13 protein-coding genes and 1 other RNA gene are annotated in these 17,783 nt (G+C 71.8%); 7 read left to right on the top strand and 7 right to left on the bottom strand.

Going from position 1 to position 17,783, the window contains the following annotated elements:
* Positions 1-2: 2 nt before the first annotated feature.
* Positions 3-1,454: a flavin-containing monooxygenase gene (locus ACTWNK_RS32295; RefSeq protein ID WP_474308692.1), complete on the bottom strand. Its 1,452-nt coding sequence runs from the start codon at positions 1,452-1,454 to the stop codon at positions 3-5.
* Between the two features lie 246 nt (positions 1,455-1,700).
* On the opposite strand from ACTWNK_RS32295, the gene ACTWNK_RS32290 reads away from it, so the two are divergent.
* Genes ACTWNK_RS32290 through ACTWNK_RS32280 form a run of 3 tightly spaced genes read left to right on the top strand, consistent with a single transcriptional unit; the run spans position 1,701 to position 4,554 of the window.
* Positions 1,701-2,501, top strand: coding sequence for a Nif3-like dinuclear metal center hexameric protein (locus tag ACTWNK_RS32290; protein ID WP_474311039.1), 801 nt, complete (start codon positions 1,701-1,703; stop codon positions 2,499-2,501).
* Positions 2,502-2,503: 2 nt separating this feature from the next.
* Entirely contained in the window at positions 2,504-3,244 is a 741-nt protein-coding gene (locus ACTWNK_RS32285; RefSeq protein ID WP_474308691.1) for a zinc ribbon domain-containing protein, read from the top strand.
* Positions 3,245-3,252: 8 nt separating this feature from the next.
* The gene (locus tag ACTWNK_RS32280) at positions 3,253-4,554 is read left to right on the top strand and encodes a bifunctional RNase H/acid phosphatase (protein ID WP_474308690.1); all 1,302 of its coding nucleotides are present in this window, start codon (positions 3,253-3,255) and stop codon (positions 4,552-4,554) included.
* Here the strand turns inward: ACTWNK_RS32280 and ACTWNK_RS32275 are convergent.
* Complete coding sequence (locus ACTWNK_RS32275) at positions 4,497-5,114, bottom strand: GNAT family N-acetyltransferase (protein ID WP_474308689.1); 618 nt, start codon at positions 5,112-5,114, stop codon at positions 4,497-4,499. The two genes, ACTWNK_RS32280 and ACTWNK_RS32275, sit on opposite strands and share 58 nt — an antisense overlap.
* A gap of 190 nt (positions 5,115-5,304) precedes the next feature.
* Here ACTWNK_RS32275 and rnpB point away from each other — a divergent pair.
* Positions 5,305-5,706, top strand: an RNA gene (gene rnpB / locus ACTWNK_RS32270) — RNase P RNA component class A.
* 98 nt (positions 5,707-5,804) lie between these two features.
* Positions 5,805-6,029 (top strand): hypothetical protein, encoded by a 225-nt coding sequence (locus tag ACTWNK_RS32265; protein WP_474308688.1) that lies wholly within the window; start codon positions 5,805-5,807, stop codon positions 6,027-6,029.
* A gap of 37 nt (positions 6,030-6,066) precedes the next feature.
* Here the strand turns inward: ACTWNK_RS32265 and ACTWNK_RS32260 are convergent, their stop codons facing one another.
* The 5 genes from ACTWNK_RS32260 to ACTWNK_RS32240 form a co-directional block, all read right to left on the bottom strand.
* Entirely contained in the window at positions 6,067-7,551 is a 1,485-nt protein-coding gene (locus ACTWNK_RS32260) for a DHA2 family efflux MFS transporter permease subunit (protein ID WP_474308687.1), read from the bottom strand.
* Positions 7,548-7,901 (bottom strand): helix-turn-helix domain-containing protein, encoded by a 354-nt coding sequence (locus tag ACTWNK_RS32255; RefSeq protein WP_474308686.1) that lies wholly within the window; start codon positions 7,899-7,901, stop codon positions 7,548-7,550. Before ACTWNK_RS32255 ends, ACTWNK_RS32260 begins: the two co-directional genes overlap by 4 nt.
* Before the next feature lie 111 nt (positions 7,902-8,012).
* Positions 8,013-9,392 carry a crotonyl-CoA carboxylase/reductase gene (gene ccrA, locus ACTWNK_RS32250; RefSeq protein WP_474308685.1) on the bottom strand — a complete coding sequence of 460 codons (1,380 nt, stop codon included), beginning with the start codon at positions 9,390-9,392 and terminating at the stop codon, positions 8,013-8,015.
* A 59-nt stretch (positions 9,393-9,451) separates the two neighbouring features.
* A complete protein-coding gene (locus ACTWNK_RS32245) occupies positions 9,452-14,797 on the bottom strand; it encodes a beta-ketoacyl synthase N-terminal-like domain-containing protein (protein ID WP_474308684.1) in 5,346 nt (1,781 codons plus the stop codon).
* An 18-nt stretch (positions 14,798-14,815) separates the two neighbouring features.
* Positions 14,816-15,577, bottom strand: a complete 762-nt coding sequence (locus ACTWNK_RS32240; protein ID WP_474308683.1) for a thioesterase II family protein — start codon at positions 15,575-15,577, stop codon at positions 14,816-14,818.
* 153 nt (positions 15,578-15,730) lie between these two features.
* Between ACTWNK_RS32240 and ACTWNK_RS32235 the strand changes: the two genes are divergently transcribed.
* Positions 15,731-17,194, top strand: coding sequence for a glycosyltransferase family 39 protein (locus tag ACTWNK_RS32235; RefSeq protein WP_474308682.1), 1,464 nt, complete (start codon positions 15,731-15,733; stop codon positions 17,192-17,194).
* A gap of 120 nt (positions 17,195-17,314) precedes the next feature.
* Positions 17,315-17,767 (top strand): enediyne antibiotic chromoprotein, encoded by a 453-nt coding sequence (locus tag ACTWNK_RS32230; RefSeq protein ID WP_474308681.1) that lies wholly within the window; start codon positions 17,315-17,317, stop codon positions 17,765-17,767.
* Positions 17,768-17,783 lie beyond the last annotated feature (16 nt).

Raw genomic sequence — 17,783 nt, 5'->3', positions numbered from 1 at the left:
GGCTATCCCCGAGACGTTACCGATGGGAAGGCGAAGGAAGAAAGCCGGGGCTTTCCGGTGAGCCGCCGGTACAGCGTGCTCGGACCAGGCCAGTTGTTCGTCACGCGCCCGGCCGCCGTCTTGTACCAGCTCGCGCACCCCTCCTGCCAGACCGTGCCCGCCAGCTCCGCCTCCAGCCGCTCCCGCCAGGCCGCCATCGCCGCCTGGCGCACCTCCATCGGTCCTCTGCTCGCGATGTACGGCAGGCAGCCCAGGATGTAGCGGACCTGGCACTCCAGCATGAAGACGATGGAGTTGTGCCCCAGGTTCGTGTTGGGCCCGTACAGCAGGAACAGGCTGGGGAAGGAGGGCACGGCGAGACCGAGGTAGGCCTCGGCGCCGTCCTTCCAGCGCTCGGCCAGCGTGTGGCCGTTCCTTCCGGTGATCTCGATCGGCGTCAGGAAGGCGGTGGAGTGGAAGCCGGTCGCGTACACGATCGTGTCGGCCTCGTGCGTGTCGCCGGTCGTGGTGCGGACGCCTTCGGGGGTGATCCTGGCGATGGGGTCGGTGACGAGCTCGACGTTCGGCCTGGTCAGGGTCGGATAGAACGCACTGTCGACGATCAAGCGTTTGCAGCCCGGCGGGTAGGAGGGCGTGAGCTTGGCTCGCAGCACCGGGTCGTCGATCTGGGCGCGCAGGTGGGCCAGCGCCCGCAGGCGCAGCGGCCCCGACGACCAGCCGCGTCGCAGCGCCGGGAGGAGCGTGGCCTCGGCGTACCTGTAGAGCCATTCGCGGTAGCCGCGCCGCAGGCCGGGCACGTGCTTCATGGCCAGCCTCGCGGCGGGGCCGAAGGCGGCGTCCGGCTTGGGGATGACCCAGTTGGGCGTGCGCTGGAAGAGCGTCAGCCGGTCGGCCTTCGCGGCGGCGCGGGGGAGGAGCTGGGCGGCGGAGGAGCCGCTGCCGATGACGGCGACGCGGCGGCCGGTGAGGTCGTGGTCGTGCCGCCATCGGGCCGAGTGGAAGGCGGTGCCGGCGAAGGTGTCGCGGCCTTCGATCTCGGGGAGGGCGGGGCGGTTGAGCTGGCCGACGCCGGTGACGACGACATCGTAGGGTTCGGTGCCGTGCTCGGTGGTGACCTGCCAGCGGGAGCCGTCGAAGGTGGCGGCGGTGACGGCGCTGTCGAACCGGATTTTTCGCCTGACGTCGTATTTGTCGGCGCAATGGTGCAGGTAGGCGAGGATCTCCGGCTGTTCGGGATAGCGGCGGGTCCAGCTGGTGTAGGGCTCGAACGAGTAGGAGTACAGGTGCGAGGGGATGTCGCAGCCCGCACCCGGATAGGTGTTGTCGCGCCACGTCCCGCCGAGGTCGCCCGCCCGCTCGTACACGGTGTAGTCGCCGTAGCCGGCCCGTTCCAGCTGGATGGCCATGCACAGCCCGCCGAACCCGGCGCCGACGATCGCCACCCTCGGCGTCATACGCGGCCTCCGCTTGTCAGGATCCACTTACGTTACGCCGGGCGCCGCCACGGGGACAGCCCTTGATCGGAGTGTGCGGGGGTGTGGGCGTGTCGACACGGGCAAGCCGATAGCGCGAGTGACAGCCCTTGATCGGAGTGTGCGGGGGTGTGGGCGTGTCGACACGGGCAAGCCGATAGCGCGAGTGACAGCCCTTGATCGGAGTGTTCGAGGGTGGCGGGCCGGTAGTCTGCGCACGTGGCTGGAGTGACGCTGGCAGGCGTGATCGACGTGTTGGAGACCGCATACCCGCCCGAGCGCGCGGAGTCGTGGGACGCGGTGGGGCTGGTCTGCGGTGATCCGGCCGAGCCGGTGCGCAAGGTGCTGTTCGCGGTCGACCCCGTGCCGGTGGTCGTGCGGGAGGCGCTCGACTTCGGGGCCGACCTGATCGTCGTGCACCACCCGCTCTACCTGCGCGGCACCACGAGCGTGGCGGCGACCACGTACAAGGGGCGGCTGGTGCACTCGCTGATCCGGGCGGGCGTCGCGCTCTACACCGCGCACACCAATGCCGACGTCGCCAATCCGGGCGTCTCCGACGCGCTGGCCCGTGCCGTCGGGCTCGTCGGCGACCTGGTGCCCCTGCAGCCCTTCCCCGACGACCCGTGGCGCGGTCTCGGCCGCATCGGCATGCTGCCCGAGCCCATGGCGCTCGGCGACTTCGCGGCCAAGGCGTCGGCGGGGCTGCCCGCGACCGCCCAGGGCGTACGCGTCGCGGGCGACCCGGACCGCGTCGTCAGCAGGATCGCGGTCAGCGGCGGGTCGGGCGACTCGCTGCTGGGTGCCGCCCGGGCCGCCGGCGTGGACGCCTTCCTCACCGCCGACCTCAGGCACCACCCGGCCAGTGAGTTCGTCGAAGCCGGAGGCCCCGCCCTGCTCGACGCCGCGCACTGGGCCACCGAGTGGCCATGGCTGGACAGCGCGGCGTCCATCCTGGCCGCCGGTGGCGTTAACGTTGAGACGCGCGTCTCCGCCACGGTCACCGATGCTTGGACAAGAGGATACTGATCATGAAAGCCGCCCCTGAAACCCAGAAGCGACTGCTCGACCTCGCCGAGCTCGACACCCTTCTCGACCGGCTCGCGCACCGCCGTCGCACGCTGCCCGAACTGGCCGAGATCGACGAGCAGACCAAGAGCTACGCCAAGCTGGCCACCCAGGTGATCGCCGCCGAGACCGAGGCCGGCGACCTGGCACGCGAGCAGACCAAGGCCGAGGCCGACGTCGACACCGTGCGCACCCGCGCCGAACGCGACCAGAAGCGCCTCGACTCCGGCGCCGTCACCTCGCCCAAGGACCTGTCCAGCCTGCAGTCGGAGATCGGCTCCCTGCACCGCCGCCAGGGCGACCTGGAAGAGGTCGTGCTGGAGATCATGGAGCGGCGCGAGGCGGCCGACGCCGACGTCGATCGGCTCAAGGCCCAGCGCGACGAGATCGGCTCGGTCCGCTCGGCCGCCGAGGACCGGCGCGACGCGGCCTTCACCGAGATCGACAAGGAGGCCGAGACGGCCAGGGCCAGGCGCGAGGGGGTCAGCGCCGACATCCCGGGCGACCTGCTCGGCCTCTACGACAAGCTCAAGGACCAGTACGTCGTCGGCGCGGCGCTGCTGCACGCCGGCCGCTGCCAGGGCTGCAAGGTCTCCCTCTCCATCGCCGAGATGAACCGCATCAAGGCCGCGCCGCACGACGAGGTCCTGCGCTGCGAGGAGTGCCGTCGCATCCTGGTCCGCACGTCCGAGTCCGGGCTCTAGGCCGGAGCTTGACCACCTACATCATCGAGGCCGACGGCGGGTCGAGGGGCAACCCCGGCCCCGCCGGGTACGGCTCGGTCGTCATGGACGCCCACGACGGGCAGGTCCTCGCCGAGCGGGCCGAGGCGATCGGCGTGGCGACCAACAACGTCGCCGAGTACAAGGGCCTCATCGCCGGGCTCGCCGCCGTGCTCGACCTGGCGGGCGAGGGCGCGAGCGTCGAGGTCAGGATGGACTCCAAGCTGGTCGTCGAGCAGATGGCCGGTCGCTGGAAGGTCAAGCACGAAGGCCTGCGCCCCCTGGCCCTGCAGGCGGCGGGCCTGGCCAGAAGGCTCCGCGTCACCGCCTGGACCTGGATCCCGCGCGAACGCAACAAACACGCCGACCGCCTGGCCAACGAGGCCATGGACGCGGCGGCCAAGGGCACGACCTGGCGCTCGGAGCTGTCCGGGTCAGGCGTGTCGGCGGGCGCTGCCACGCCTGGTTTGTCTGGTTCGCTCGATCCGTTCGGTTCGCCTGGTGCGTCCGGTTCGTCCGAGCAGACCGGCCCGCCTGAGCAGACCGACCTCCTCGACCTGCCCGCCCCGTCCGGCGCCCTGCGTGACACGTCCCTGGCCGCGCCCTCCGCCTCCACGGCCAAGGCGCAGCGCACGGCCGACCCTGCGGGCGGCACGGGTTGGCGGCCCGCCACCCGGACGGCCACCTCGCTGCTCCTGCTGCGGCACGGCGAGACGCCGTTCTCCATCGAGCGCAGGTTCTCCGGCGTGGGCGACCCCGACCTCACCCCGAACGGCAGGGCCCAGGCCGAGGCCGCCGCCGACCGGCTGTCGGCCGCGCCGTACCAGATCGACGTGATCGTCAGCTCCCCCCTGCGCAGGGCCGTGCGGACGGCCGAGGCGGTCGCCGCGCGCACCGGGATCGAGGTGGTCGTCGACGCCGATCTCAAAGAGACCGACTTCGGGGCGTGGGAGGGCCACACGTTCACCGAGATCCAGCGCCGCTGGCCGGGCGAACTCGACGCCTGGCTCGCCGATCCCGACGTCGCACCGCCCGGCGGCGAGAGCTTCGCCGCGACCGCCGAGCGCGTGCTGGCCGGCCGGGATCGGCTGATCGAGCACTACGAGGGCCGCACGGTGCTCGTCGTCTCGCATGTCACGCCGATCAAGACGCTGCTCAGGCTGGCGCTGCTGGCTCCGCAGGCCGCGTTGTACCGCATGCATCTCGACCTGGCGTGCCTGTCGCTGATCGAGCACTACGTCGACGGCAACGCCGTGGTCAAGTCGTTCAACGACACCGCGCATCTGCGCTGAAGCGGCAGCCGTACCTCGACGACCGAGCCTTGGGCGGGCGGCGGTGCGGCGCCCGCCCTGAGCAGAAGGCCGAGCATGCGGCGGTTGGTGGCGTACACCGTCGCGCTGAGCTCGTTCGTCCCGCCGCCGAGCGCGCCGCCCCGTACCAGGTCCATCACGTGGGCGAGCAGCGCCGTGCCGAGCCCCCTGCCCTGGCGGTCGTCCTGCACGAGGAAGGCCACCTCGGCGACGCCAGGCTCGTCGGTGTGCATGACGTTCGTCATCGCGACCGCCCTGCCGCCCGTGGTCGTGACCAGCGTGAGCCCCTTGGCCGGGTCGGTGAAGTGGCGCAGGATCCGGTCGGTGATCCTCGGGTACGGCCCCAGGTACCTCATCCGCAACGTGTCGGCTCCACACCGCTCGTGCAACGCCTGTACGGCAGGCGCGTCGCTCGGGGCCATCGGCCTGGTGAGCAACTCCTCGCCATCGGCGATCGTCAGCAGAACCTTGGGGAAGGCTCTGCTGCCCGAACGCGTGCCCGGTCTGCTCGGCGGTGCTTTGGTCGTCGGTCCGGTGCTCACGGTCTCGGTCTTCCCCCGTCGTGTGTGCGTTTTTCCGTCTTGCGTCCGTCTTGTGCTGCGGGCCCGGCCCGGTTCCAGGCCGGGCCCGCCACGCCGTCGCCCCCCTCAGGCGATGACGAGCCTCATTGCATCGTGTCGATCTTGTCGACCGGTTGGGAACCGCTTGGGTACTGGTAATCTCGCTTGCAGACGAGCCGGCCGGGCGGCCGCGTTGGCCCCGCGAGGGGTCACCGAGGAAGGTCCGGGCTCCACAGGGCAGGGTGGTCGGTAACGCCGACCCGGGGTGACCCGCGGGACAGTGCCACAGAGAGCAGACCGCCGTCCGATCTCCGGATCGGGCGGTAAGGGTGAAAGGGTGGTGTAAGAGACCACCAGCGCCCACGGTGACGTGGGCGGCTAGGTAAACCCCACCCGGAGCAAGGTCAAGAAGGAGCACCTTCCGAGGCGCTCCGCGCGCGACGCTTGAGGACGGCCCGTCCGATGCCGCGCGGGTAGACCGCTTGAGGCCGCCGGCAACGACGGCCCTAGATGGATGGTCGCCGGTCAGCCGCAAGGCCGACCACAGAACCCGGCCTACAGGCCGGCTCGTCTCCATGATCTCGTAGAGATCGCCATTCCCCGGCCGTTCGTGATCAGACCGTCGAGGAGTTCTGGGTCTCAGGTCACTGACAGTCGGGCACGAAGCTGTGGTTGCGTTCGGCGTCCGCGTACGCCTACGTCACGTGGGACGAGGAACTGGCCGACTGGACGGTGAAGCACTGCGGTGACCGCGATCTTTACGCCGAGGCCGAACAGGCGTTCCTGCGCTGGATCATGCTCGGCAGCCCCCAGGAATGGCGTTACGGGTACACAAGCACGCCGAACGGCGATGAGATCTGGCTGGACACCCCCGCTCACCTCATAGGTCCGTCCTAGCCGGGTGGCGGTCGCGCCCAATGCCCCCTTCCCTCCCTCACGCGTCTCCCCCCTCGACGCGTGGACGCGAGCGCGGCAGCAGTAGTCCCGGGAGCACGCAAAGGGCGATCACCACAAGCGCACAGGTGAACGTCCAGGCGAAGGCGCCGGCGGCCAGCGACGCGGCGGCCTCGTGGGTGTGGGGGGCGGCGATGGCCGCGGTGGCGGTGAGGTGGCCTTCGGAGGTGGGGACGCCGAAGGCGGTGGCGAGGCGGGTGGCCAGGATGATCGACATGGCCGCTGAGCCGATCGCGCCGAAGGCCTGCTGCAGGATGCTGAGTGTGGTCGAGGCACGGGCGACCTGCGACGGCTCCAGCGTCCGCATGGCCGATGACATGAGCGGGATCAGCGTGGCCCCCATCCCCAGCCCCATCACGAACTGGGCCGCGACCAGCAGTGGGTACGGCGTCGCCGCGGTGACCTGGGCGAAGACCGCCGTCCCGGCCAGGATCAACCCGAGGCCTGGCAGGACGACCAGGCCTTCGCCCACCCGGTCGGCCAGCCTGCCGCCGACGGGGATGGCGATCAGCGCCGCGACCCCGCTGGGCGTCAGCAGCAGCCCGGTGACGAGCAGCGACTCCCCGCGTGCCAGCAGGAAGTACGCGGGATACAGCACCCCGCTGCCGAGGAACCCGACGAAGAACAGCGCCAGCGCGACGACCGAGACGGTGAAGCGCCTGTTGCGGAACAGCCCGAGATCGATGAGCGGATTGCGGATCCGCAGCGCCCGCAGGACGAACCCGGCGACCCCCAGCGCTCCGGTGGCCATGAGCAGCCGGCCGAGGCCGGGAGACGCCTCGCCGGTCAGCGACGCACCGAAGATCAGCAGGGCCAGTCCGGGCGAGAGCAGCAGCATGCCGACGAAGTCGAAGCGCTCGGCCGGCCGGGGCCGTTCGTCCGGAAGCACCCGCCAGGCCACGAAGGCGGCGACCACGCCGATCGGCAGGTTGATCAGGAAGATCCAGCGCCACCCGGCCAGATCCATCAGCCAGCCGCCCAGGACCGGGCCGGCGATCGGCCCGAGCAGCGTGGGCACGCCCAGGATGGCCATCACCCGGCCGATGCGTCGCGGCCCGGCCACCTTCACCATGATCGTCGTACCGGCGGGCCCGAGAAGACCGGCGGCGAAGCCCTGCAGTACCCGGAAGGCGATCAGCGAGACGACGTCCCAGGCCAGGGCCGCCAGGCCCGAGCCGACGACGAACAGGACGACGGCCAGCAGGTAGAGCCGCTTGCCCCCGAACCTGTCCGCCGCCCAGCCGGTCAGCGGCACGGCCATGGCCATGGCGAGCATGTAGCCGGTCGCCACCCACTGGATGGCGGCGAACGAGGTGCCGAACTGCAGCGACAGCGGCTGCAGGGCGACGTTCACGATCGTCGCGTCCAGCAGGGCCATGACGGAGCCGAGCAGCACGGCGCCCGCGGTCCGCCAGACGGTTCGATCGAGGGTGTCGCCGTGCGTGCCCGACTCACGAACGTTCATGCAGAACGTGCCCACTTGATGGTGTGCCGCTTCCTGGGCTCCCTGATCAACCTGTCGAGGGTCCACCGGGTCGCACAACCGGGACACTCCGCCGTGTAGTCGAAACGCGTCGACCGCCTGAAGGCCTCGAACGCGTTCTCCTCCACATGGAGCGCCTCGGCGAGCATGGCAAGGGAGCGGCGTTGCGGCATGGTGGTGCGCCCGCGTTCCAAATCAGAAATCGTGCGAATACTCAGTCCCGACCGGTCTGCCAATTCCTCCTGTGTCATGCGTGCTCGCATGCGCAGAACGCGAAGGAGGGTGCCAAGCTCTTCTGCCTGATGCCTGTCACTAATGACGCGAGATGCCACTATCAGACTCCTTGGTCATAACTGATCAGTCGATACGCGTCCTTGGCCGAGGCGGATTGCCGGTTCGCGATGTTGACATTGAAAATATATCGACACCGATACTGCGCTTCTCTACTTTGTTTCTGCCAAAAAACCCGTCTTCTCGGCCACGCCCGCTTCGCGGTAGCGCGTGAGCGCGGGCAGGACGCGCGCCCGCAGTTCGGGATCGCGCACGCCGAGCCCCTCCTCGGGCGCGAGGCCGAGCACGCCGACCTTGCCCCGGTGGGCGTTGCTGTGCACGTCGTGCACCGCCTCGGGCGCCCGCCGCAGGTCGTACGTGCGTGACAGCGTCGGGTGGATGCGGCCCTTGGCCACCAGGCGGTTGGCCTGCCAGGCCTCGTGGTAGTTGGCGAAGTGGGTGCCGACGATGCGTTTGAGCTGCATCCAGAGGTAGCGGTTGTCGAAGGTGTGCTCGTAGCCGGTGGTGGAGGCGCAGGTCACCACGGTGCCGCCGCGCTTGGCGACGTACACGCTCGCGCCGAACGTCTCCCTGCCGGGGTGCTCGAAGACGATGTCGGGGTCCTCGCCGCCGGTCAGGTCGCGGATGGCCTGCCCGAACCTGCGCCATTCCTTCGGGTTCGGGGTGTGCTCGTCCAGCCAGAACGAGAAGCCTTCGGCGGCCCGGTCGATCACCAGCGCGCCGCTGCTCCTGGCCAGGTCGGCCTTCTCCGATGAGGAGACGACGCAGATCGGCACACCGCCGCCGTTGAGCACGTACTGCGTGGCGAAGGATCCCAGGCCGCCGCATGCGCCCCAGATGAGGACGTTGTCGCCCTGCTTCATGTTCGCCCCGGTGGGGGAGACGAGCTGCCGGTAGGCGGTGGAGTTCACCAGGCCGCAGCAGGCGGCCTCCTCCCAGGTGAGATGGGCGGGCATCGGCATGAGCTGGTTGGCGTTGACCAGGGCGAGCTGGGCCAGGCCGCCGAAGTTGGTCTCGAACCCCCAGATCCGCTGCTCGGGGTCGAGCATGGAGTCGGCATGGCCTTCGGGGTCCTCCAGGCGCACCGACAGGCAGTGCGCCACGACGCGGTCGCCCGGCTTCCACCGGGTGACGCCGGGGCCGACCCGCAGCACCACGCCGGACAGGTCGGACCCGAGCACGTGGTACGGCAGGTCGTGGGCGCGTGCGGCCCCGCCGAGCCTGCCGTACCTGCGCAGGAAGGCGAACGTCGGCAAGGGCTCGAAGATCGCCGACCACACGGTGTTGTAGTTGACCGAGCTGGCCATGACCGCGATGAGCGCCTCCCCATGGCCGATCTGCGGTGTGGCGACCTCGTCGAGATGCAGGGACCGGCGTGGATCCTTGTCGTGCGTGGCCAGGCCCGCGAACATCTCGCTCTCGTCGGCGTGCACCGTGAGGGCGAGATAGGAGGCGGGTACGGCGAGCGCCTCGAACTGGCGCGGGTCGCTCTCGCCGGAGAGCACGGCGTCGAGGATGGCGGCGGTGGTCACTGATGCACCTTCTTCTCGCTTTTTCGCATACACGGTGGTGGGGGGAGCGGCGGGCGCCGTCATCCCTGTCCCAGTGCCATCCGCACCAGGTCGTCCGCGGTCATGGCGCGGATCGCCGACTCCGCGTTCGCACCCGCCTCGGCGGCGGGCGGGGGCGCGGCCTGGCCTTCGGCCGACAGGCGCAGCAGCGTGTCCAGTACGCCGGAGGCCCGCAGCCGGTCGAGGGGGACGGCGGCCAGGAGGCGTCTGAGCTCGGTGTCGTCGGGTCCGCCGGGTCCGTCGGGCAGGGCGGTACGCACCAGATGCCCGGCCAGGGCCAGCGGCGTGGGGTAGTCGAAGGCCATGGTCGCGGGCAGCCGGAGCCCGGTGACGGCCTCCAGGCGGTTGCGCAGTTCGACGGCCATCATCGAGTCGAGCCCGAGGTCGAGGAAGCCGCGGTCCTCGGCGACCGACGCCGCGCCCGGACGCCGCAACACCGCGGCCACGTGCTCGCGTACCACGGCCAGCGTCTCGCGCTCCCTGTCCTCGGCGGGCAGGTCGGCCAGCCTGGCCCGGAAGGCCGCCGCCTGCTCGGCGGTGGCGAAGCTGCGGGTTCTCGGCAGCCTGACCAGGTCGCGCAGCAGCGGCGGCACCTGCTCGGCCCGCCCGTACGCGCGTCGCAGCGCCCGTAGGTCGAGCCGCGTGAGCACGACCGCCGGTTCGCCACAGGCCAGCGCCGCCGCGAGATGCCCGAGCAGGTCGGCCGGGCCGATCTCACCGTCACCGAGCCCGCCATGTCCGCCAAGTCCGTCGAGTCCGCCGAGTGCGCCGATGCCGCTCAGGGCCAGTGCGGGCAGGCCGAGCGAGTGACGGTGCCGTGCGAGCGCGTCGAGGGACGGCGTCGGCGTCGCGCTGAGCGTCACCACCAGGCCCGGCTCCGGCCCGGTGTCCAGTCTGTGCGGTTCGCGGGCGGCCTCCGGCCCGGTGTCCAGTCTGTGCGGTTCGCGGGCAGCCTCCGGCCCGGCGTCCAGCGTGTGCAGCTCCCCTGCGGCCTCCGGAGCGGCGCAGATGACCGCGACCGGCTGGACGCCCGACAGTGCCGCCCGCACACTGCCGCCGTCGGCCGGGTCGCACGTGACGAGCGAGACCTGGGCGCCCAGTTCGCGCAGCTCCTTCTCCAGATCGGTCGCCCCCTCGCAGTCGACGCCGAACGGGCCGGCCAGGACGAGGCAGCGCAGGCCGTGCTCGGCGACGAGGCGTCTGGCCAGCTCACCGCCGAGCGCCGCCGAATCGGCCAGGACGAGCACGACGCCCTGCGGGTCGAGCGGGGGCGGCGTGTGCTCGGGCACCGGCAGCCGGGTCAGCCGTGGGACCAGCCAGCCGCCTTCGCGGATGCGTACGCGCGGCTCGTCCATCGCGGCGATCGCGGGCAGCGTGCGGGCCGACGCGTCGGTGTCGTCCACGTCCACCAGGACGAACCGGCCGGGATGACGCTCCTGAGCGGCCTGGACGACGTCCCAGACCGCGGGCTCGCCCGTGACGACGACCAGTCTGGCGTTGTTCCGCTCGTCGGCCGCCCACGCCTGGACCAGGTCACGGACGGCAGAGGCGGGCGGCGAGGCGAGCACGGCCAGCGCGGGCATGAGGTCGCCGGAAGCGGTCAGCGTGTCCAGATCCGGGTACCAGCGCCCCTCCCCCCACGCCGGTCGCAGCGCGCCGCTCAGCCGTACGTCGTCCTGGCCGAGCACGGCCCAGCCGCCCGCGAGCCGTGAGGACGGCTCCAGGGGTGGCGGCTCGTCGGCGGGCAGCCAGGTGTGGGCGAGCAGGGCGCCGTCGGCCGGGTTGGGCGCCGACAGCTGTTCGGCCGAGACCGAGCGCAGCCGCAGTGCCTCGACCGAGACGACCGGTGTGCCCGCGGGCGAGACGGCGGTCAGCGCGATGCCGCCGCCCGCCGCAGGCGCCAGCCGTACGCGCAGGGCTGTCGCGCCTGAAGTGTGCAGGTGCACGCCCTCCCAGGCGTAGGGCATCCAGCCCTGTCCGGTGTCGTCGTCCGAGCCGGGCGCGGCGACCGCGTAGGCCTGTACGGCGGCGTCGGCGAGTGCGGGGTGCAGGGCGAAGGCGTCCACCTCGGCATGCCGGGCGTCGGGCAGTGCGACCTCGGCGAACACCTCCTCACCACGCCGCCACACCGCGCGCAGCCCCTGGAAGGAGGGGCCGTAGTCGTAGCCGTGCGCGGCGAACTGCTCGTACGCCCCCTCGACCGGCACCGAGACCGCACCGGGCGGCGGCCAGGCGGCGTCGAGCCCGGCGGCGGTGGGCGGCGGGTCGGCGGCCAGTCGTCCCGACGCGTGCAGCGTCCACGGGTCGTCGTCGAGCGCGTCCTCACGCCTGGCGTGCACGGTGATCGCACGCAGCCCGGCCTCGTCCGGCCCGGCGACCGTCACCCGGAGCTGGACGGCGGCGCGTTCGGGCAGCGGCAGCGGAGCGTGCAGGACCAGCTCGCGTACGGTGGGACGGCCCGCGGCGGCCCCGGCGCGCGCGGCCAGCTCGACCAGGCCGGTGGCGGGCAGCAGCGGGGTGTCCCAGATCGCGTGCTCGGCCAGCCACGGCCTGCTCTCCATGGACAGCCTGCCGGTCAGCAGCAGCCCTTCGGAGCCGGGCAGATCGGCCGTCGCCCGCAGGAACGGGTGATCGAGCGTGCCGAGCCCCAGGCCGCCCGCATGGAGCACGGCCGCCGCGGGATCGCTCCAGTAGTGCTCGCGCCGGAAGGCGTAGGTGGGCAGGTCGACCCACGGAGCCGGGTCCCCCTCGAACACGGCGGGCCAGTCCACGCCCACCCCGTCGGTGTGCAGCCGGGCCATGGCCTCAAGGAGCGCCTCGGCCTCGGGCCGCTTGCGCCGCAGCACGGCGACCGTCAGCTCATCGCCCGGCGGTTCGGCCAGGGTGTCCTGCGCGGCCGTGGCCAGCACGGTGTCGGGGCCGAGCTCCAGCAGCCTCGTCATGCCCAGGTCGCGCAGTGTCCGCACGCCGTCGGCGAAACGCACGGTCCCCCGTACGTGGTCCATCCAGTACTGCGGCGAGCAGGCGCGCTCGGCGGTCAGGACGTCGCCGGTGAGAGTCGAGACCACCGGCAGGGTGGGCGCGTGCGCGGGGACCGAGGCCACCACCTGCCCGAACGCCTCCATCATCGGCTCCACCAGCGCCGAGTGCGAGGCGATCGGGATGGGCAGCAGCTTGGTACGCACGCCTTGGGCGCGGCACGCGGCGGCGACCTCGGCCACCAGCTCCGCACGGCCCGAGACCACGGCCGCGGCCGGGCTGTTGACCGCGCCGACGCCCACGCCAGGCCCGAGCGGCTCCAGCAGAGCGCGCAGCCAGGCCTCGGGCGCGGCCACCGCCAGCATGGCCCCGCCCTCGGGCAGCCCGGCCAGCAGCCGCCCGCGCGCGCTCACCACCTTGGCGGCGTCCGGCAGCGTCCACACCCCGGCCGCGTGCGCGGCGGCCAGCTCGCCGATGGAGTGCCCGACGACGGCGTCCGGGCGCACGCCCCAGCTCTGCACCAGCCGGTACAGCGCCGTCTCCAGCGCGAACATCGCGACCTGCGCGTAGTCGAGCCGATCGAGCAGTCCGGCCTGCGCGGTGTCGGGCCTGGCGAACACGATGCTCTTCAGCGGCCGCTCCAGGTACGGGTCGACGGCGGCGGTCACGGCGTCGAACGCCTGGGCGAACACCGGGTACCTCGCATACAGCTCGTATCCCATACGCGGGTGCTGCGAGCCCTGCCCCGCGAACATCACGGCGAGACGACCACCGGCCCGTGCCCGCGCCTGGAACACCTCGGCCCCGGGCTCACCCGAAGCCAGCGCCCGCAGGCCGCCCAGCAGATCGCCACGCCCGGGCCCGGGTACGGCGGCGCGAAAACGCATGGGCGTGCGCCGCGTGGCCAGGGCGACGGCCACGTGCGAAGGATCGGCGTCCGGCCGTTCGCCCAGCCAGGACAGCAGGCGTCCGGCCTGTCCCCTGAGCGCCTCCTCGGTCCTGGCCGAGAGCAGCAGGGGAGCGGGCGGCCTGCCGTACTGCTCGGGGTCCGGGGGTTCGGGGGCCTGTTCGACGAGCACGTGGGCGTTGGTGCCGGTGAAGCCGAACGCCGAGACCGCCGCCCGGCGCGGCCTGCCGGTGTCGGGCCACGGGATCGGGTCGGTCACCAGCTCGACGGCTCCCGCACTCCAGTCGATGTGCGGCGACGGCGTCCTGACGTGCAGCGTCGCGGGAATGACGCCGTGCCGTACGGCGAGCACCATCTTGATCACACCGGCGATGCCGGACGCGGCCTGGGTGTGCCCGATGTTGGACTTCAGCGAGCCGATGTAGATCGGGCGCTCGCGGTCCTGCCCGTAGGTGGCGATGATCGCCTGCGCCTCGATGGGGTCGCCGAGCGGTGTGCCGGAGCCGTGCGCCTCCACGACGTCGACGTCCTGCGGGGTCAGGCGGGCCCGGCTCAGCGCCTGGCGGATCACGCGCTGCTGGGCGGGGCCGTTGGGCGCGCTCGGGCCGTTGGAGCGGCCGTCCTGGTTGAGCGCGGAGGCGCGTACGAGCGCGAGCACCGGGTGCCCCCGCCTGCGGGCCTCCGACAGCCGTTCGACCAGCAGCACGCCGACGCCCTCGCCGAAGCCGAAGCCGTCGGCCGAGGCGTCGAACGACTTGCACCGCCCGTCGGGCGCCACGCCCCGCTGCTGGGAGAAGTCGACGAACGGGTCGGGAGTCGTCATGACGGACACGCCCGTGGCCAGTGCCATCGTGCAGTCGCCGTCGGCCAGGGCCTGGGCGGCCAGGTGCAGCGCCACCAGGGAGGACGAGCACGAGGTGTCCACGGTCAGCGCCGGGCCCTCAAGCCCGAACACGTACGCCAGCCGCCCGGCGGCCAGCGCGCCGATCTGCCTGGCGCTGCCGTTGGGCATGATCCCGGTGAACACACCGGTACGGCTGCCGCGCAGGGTGTCCAGGTCGATCCCGGCCCGCTCGAACGCCTCGGTCGCGCACTCCAGCAGCAGGCGGTGCTGCGGGTCCATCCACAGGGCCTCGCGGGGGCTGACCCCGAAGAAGTCGGCGTCGAAGCCCGCCGGATCGGTGAGGAAGCCGCCGCTGCGCGAATACGTCTTGCCCTCGACGCCCGGCTCGGGGTCGTAGATCCCGGCGATGTCCCAGCCCCGGTCGGTGGGGAAGTCGGTGACGGCGTCCGTCCCCTCGCTCAGCAGGGTCCAGAGCTCCTCGGGCGAGGTCACCCCGCCGGGGAAACGGCAGGCCATACCGACGATCGCCAGCGGTTCTTCGGCCCTCTCCCGGTCCTTGCGCACCTGGGCGCGCAGGTCCTGCAGCTCGGTCGTGGCACGTCGGAGGTATTCCAGGTACTTCTGTTCGTCGGCCATGTGCAAACTCCCTGGTGGTTATGGCCGCAGCTGCCGGCACACGAGGTCGACCACGGCCCGCTGGTGCGCCTTGACATAGAAGTGGCCACCGCTGAACACGTGCAGGGCGAAGTCGCCGTCGGTGTGCTCGCGCCAGGCCGACGCCTCGCCGCGGTCGACCACCGGGTCCTGGTCGCCGATGAGGGCGACGACCGGGCAGTCGAGCTTGGGGCCGGGCGTGTGGCGGTAGGTCTCGATCGCGGTGTAGTCGGCGCGCAGGGGCGGCAGGATCATCCTGACGATGTCCTGGTCGTTCAGCAGGCCGGCGTCGGTGCCGCTCAGCTTGCGCAGTTCGGCGATGAGACCGGCGTCGTCACGCGTGTGCACGTTCTCGGTGCGGTGGGTGGAGGGGGCGCGGCGGCTGGAGGCGAACAGCACCGTGGGCCCGGTGCCGAGCAGGCGGCCCATGCGCAACGCCACCTCGAAGGCGATCACCGCGCCCATGCTGTGCCCGAAGAACGCCAGCGGCCTTGACATGATCGGCCTGAGTGCGGCGAACGCCCCGTCGGCCAGCTCCCGCACGCTGGACAGGCACGGGTCGCCCTGCCGGTCCTGCCTGCCCGGGTACTGCAGGGCGAGCACCTCGGCATCGGCGCTCAGCGCGGCCGACAGCGGGAAGAAGTAGCTGGCCGAACCGCCCGCGTGCGGGAAGCACACCAGGGTCGGAAGGTCGTCGGGGCCATGGTGGTAACGGCGGATCCACGCGTCGTCCAGGACGGCCCCCGTCGAGGAAAACTCCATTCTCTGGATGATCGTGGTTGTCCGCAGGCCGGAAACAGGCAGAACCGGCGGCGGAAACGCCTCCCCGCTTTCGCCACTTGTTCTGCCTGGGCCGCCGGGCGCCGCGGCTGAAGGATACGCAGGCGGGACCTTTCCGAGGCGGGGGTACGGATCGTGGACAAGGCCAGGAAGGACGCAGCCGCCGGACGCGTGATCTCCTGGCCGGTGCTCGCCGTGGCCTGCTGCCTCGGCGTGGCGCTGCTGCTGACCAGCGGGCGTTACGGCTACTTCGGGGACGAGCTCTACTTCCTCGCGGCGGGCGGGCACCTGGACTGGGGGTATGCCGACCAGCCGCCGCTCGTTCCGCTGCTGGCCAGGGCGATGGACGCGCTCGCGCCCGGATCGCTGGTCGTGCTGCGGCTGCCCGCGCTCGCCTGCGCGGTGGCCGGGGTGCTGGTCGCGGCGGCGACGGCCAGGGAGCTGGGCGGCTCGCGCCGTGCGCAACTGCTGACCGCCGCGGCGGTGGCGGGCTCGCCGGTGCTCGCCGCGGGCGGCCATGTGCTGGCCACCACGCCGGTGGACACGTTCCTGTGGATCGTCGTCACCTGGCTGCTGGTGCGATGGGCACGCCTGCGCGAGGACCGGTTGCTGCTGTGGGTCGGTGTGGTGACCGGGCTGGCGCTGCAGGCCAAGTACACGATCGTGTTCTTCTGGCTGGTGGCGGGCGTGGCGATCGCGATCTTCGGGCCGCGTGAGCTGCTGCGCCGCCCCCTGTTCTGGGCGGGCGCCTCGGTCGCCGCGCTGGCCGCCGTCCCCTCGGTGTGGTGGCAGGCGCGCAACGGCTGGCCGCAACTGGCGATGACGGAGGTTCTGGCACGGGAGCAGGGCCCGGCCGGGTTCCTGGTCCTGCTGCTGGGATCGGCCGGACTGCTCGGGATCGTCCTGCTGGTCTGCGGGCTGTGGCGCACCCTGGCCTCGCCCGCCCACCGCTTCGCCGGGGCGACCTTCCTCGGGCTGACGCTGCTGTTCGCCCTCAGCTTCGGCGAGGGGTACTACGTGGCCGGAGCCTTCGCCGTGGTGTGGGCGGCCGGTGCGACAGGCCTCGACCGGGTACGCGGGCGGCCGCTGGCGTGGGTGGCCTGGCCGCTCGCCCTGCTGTCGGCGGCCCTGGTCCTCCTCGTGCTCCCGGTGCGGCCGGTGGCCTCGCTCGCGGGACAGGCCGGAGCGGCGGACGTCGTCAATGCCGAGAGCGTCGGCTGGCCGGAGCTGGCCGACACGGTGGCGGCGGCATACCGGGCGCTGCCCGCCCGCAAGCGGGAGCAGGCGACGGTCGTCGCGGCGCACTACTGGGTCGCGGGCGCGCTGAGCAGGTACGGCCCCGAACGCGGGCTGCCCGCCGTGCACAGCCCGCATCGCGGCTTCTGGTATTTCGGTGCGCCAGCGCCCGCAGCCACCGTCACCCTGTACGCGGGCGGGGACGAACGGCAATTACGACGGTATTTCCGCGACGTCCGCCTCGTGGCGACGGCGGACAATCGACTGGGCATCTCGAACACCTTTCAAGGAATGCCCGTGTGGCTGTGCGAAAGGCCGCTCAAGCCCTGGCCCGTTCTCTGGCCCGAACTCCGCCGTCTGTGAGACCGGCGAAATGACCGGCGAAACTCCCGTAATTGTTTGACTGAATATCGCACCGCTGGTTAGCGTTGTTTGCGGATGGCATCCGGAAAAACAATCCGCTATTCGAGAGGGAGGGAAAGAATGCATTTTCGTCAGCTGATCGCGAGCGCCCACAAAGTGGTCGCGATCACGGCAGTAACGCTCGGCGTCACCCTTGCCGCGCCGGCGGCGTTCGCCCAGGCCGTGACGGGACCCACTGTGACGGCGACCCCGTCCACCGGGCTCCTGAACGGCCAGACCGTCACCGTCTCGGCCACCGGCTTCGGCGGCGGGGACACACTGGTCACCCTGCAGTGCGCGGAGCCTGCCACCGGGTTCTTCGTCTGCGACGCCCCGGGCGCGGTGGTGCTCACGGCCGACGCGAACGGTGATGCCGGCGGTTCGATCGTCGTGCATCGCACCTTCACCGCCTACAACGTCGACGGTTCCGTCTACGGGACGGTCGACTGCTCCACCGAGCCGAACGGGTGCGGCATCGCCGTGTCCGACGTCGCTCAGACGGCCAGCGCAGTGACGGCCATCTCCTTCCAGTAGCAGATACATCCTCCGG

The sequence above is a fragment of the Nonomuraea sp. IBHARD001 genome (assembly GCF_056106265.1).
This window is presented reverse-complemented; position numbering and strand designations above follow the sequence as displayed.

Excerpts from the sequence above, each read along its gene's own strand:
- ACTWNK_RS32295 (WP_474308692.1), bottom strand. The coding sequence starts at position 1,454 with ATGACGCCGAGGGTGGCGATCGTCGGCGCCGGGTTCGGCGGGCTGTGC.
- ACTWNK_RS32285 (WP_474308691.1), top strand. The coding sequence starts at position 2,504 with ATGAAAGCCGCCCCTGAAACCCAGAAGCGACTGCTCGACCTCGCCGAG.
- ACTWNK_RS32260 (WP_474308687.1), bottom strand. The coding sequence starts at position 7,551 with ATGAACGTTCGTGAGTCGGGCACGCACGGCGACACCCTCGATCGAACC.
- ACTWNK_RS32245 (WP_474308684.1), bottom strand. The coding sequence starts at position 14,797 with ATGGCCGACGAACAGAAGTACCTGGAATACCTCCGACGTGCCACGACC.
- ACTWNK_RS32240 (WP_474308683.1), bottom strand. The coding sequence starts at position 15,577 with ATGGAGTTTTCCTCGACGGGGGCCGTCCTGGACGACGCGTGGATCCGC.
- ACTWNK_RS32230 (WP_474308681.1), top strand. The coding sequence starts at position 17,315 with ATGCATTTTCGTCAGCTGATCGCGAGCGCCCACAAAGTGGTCGCGATC.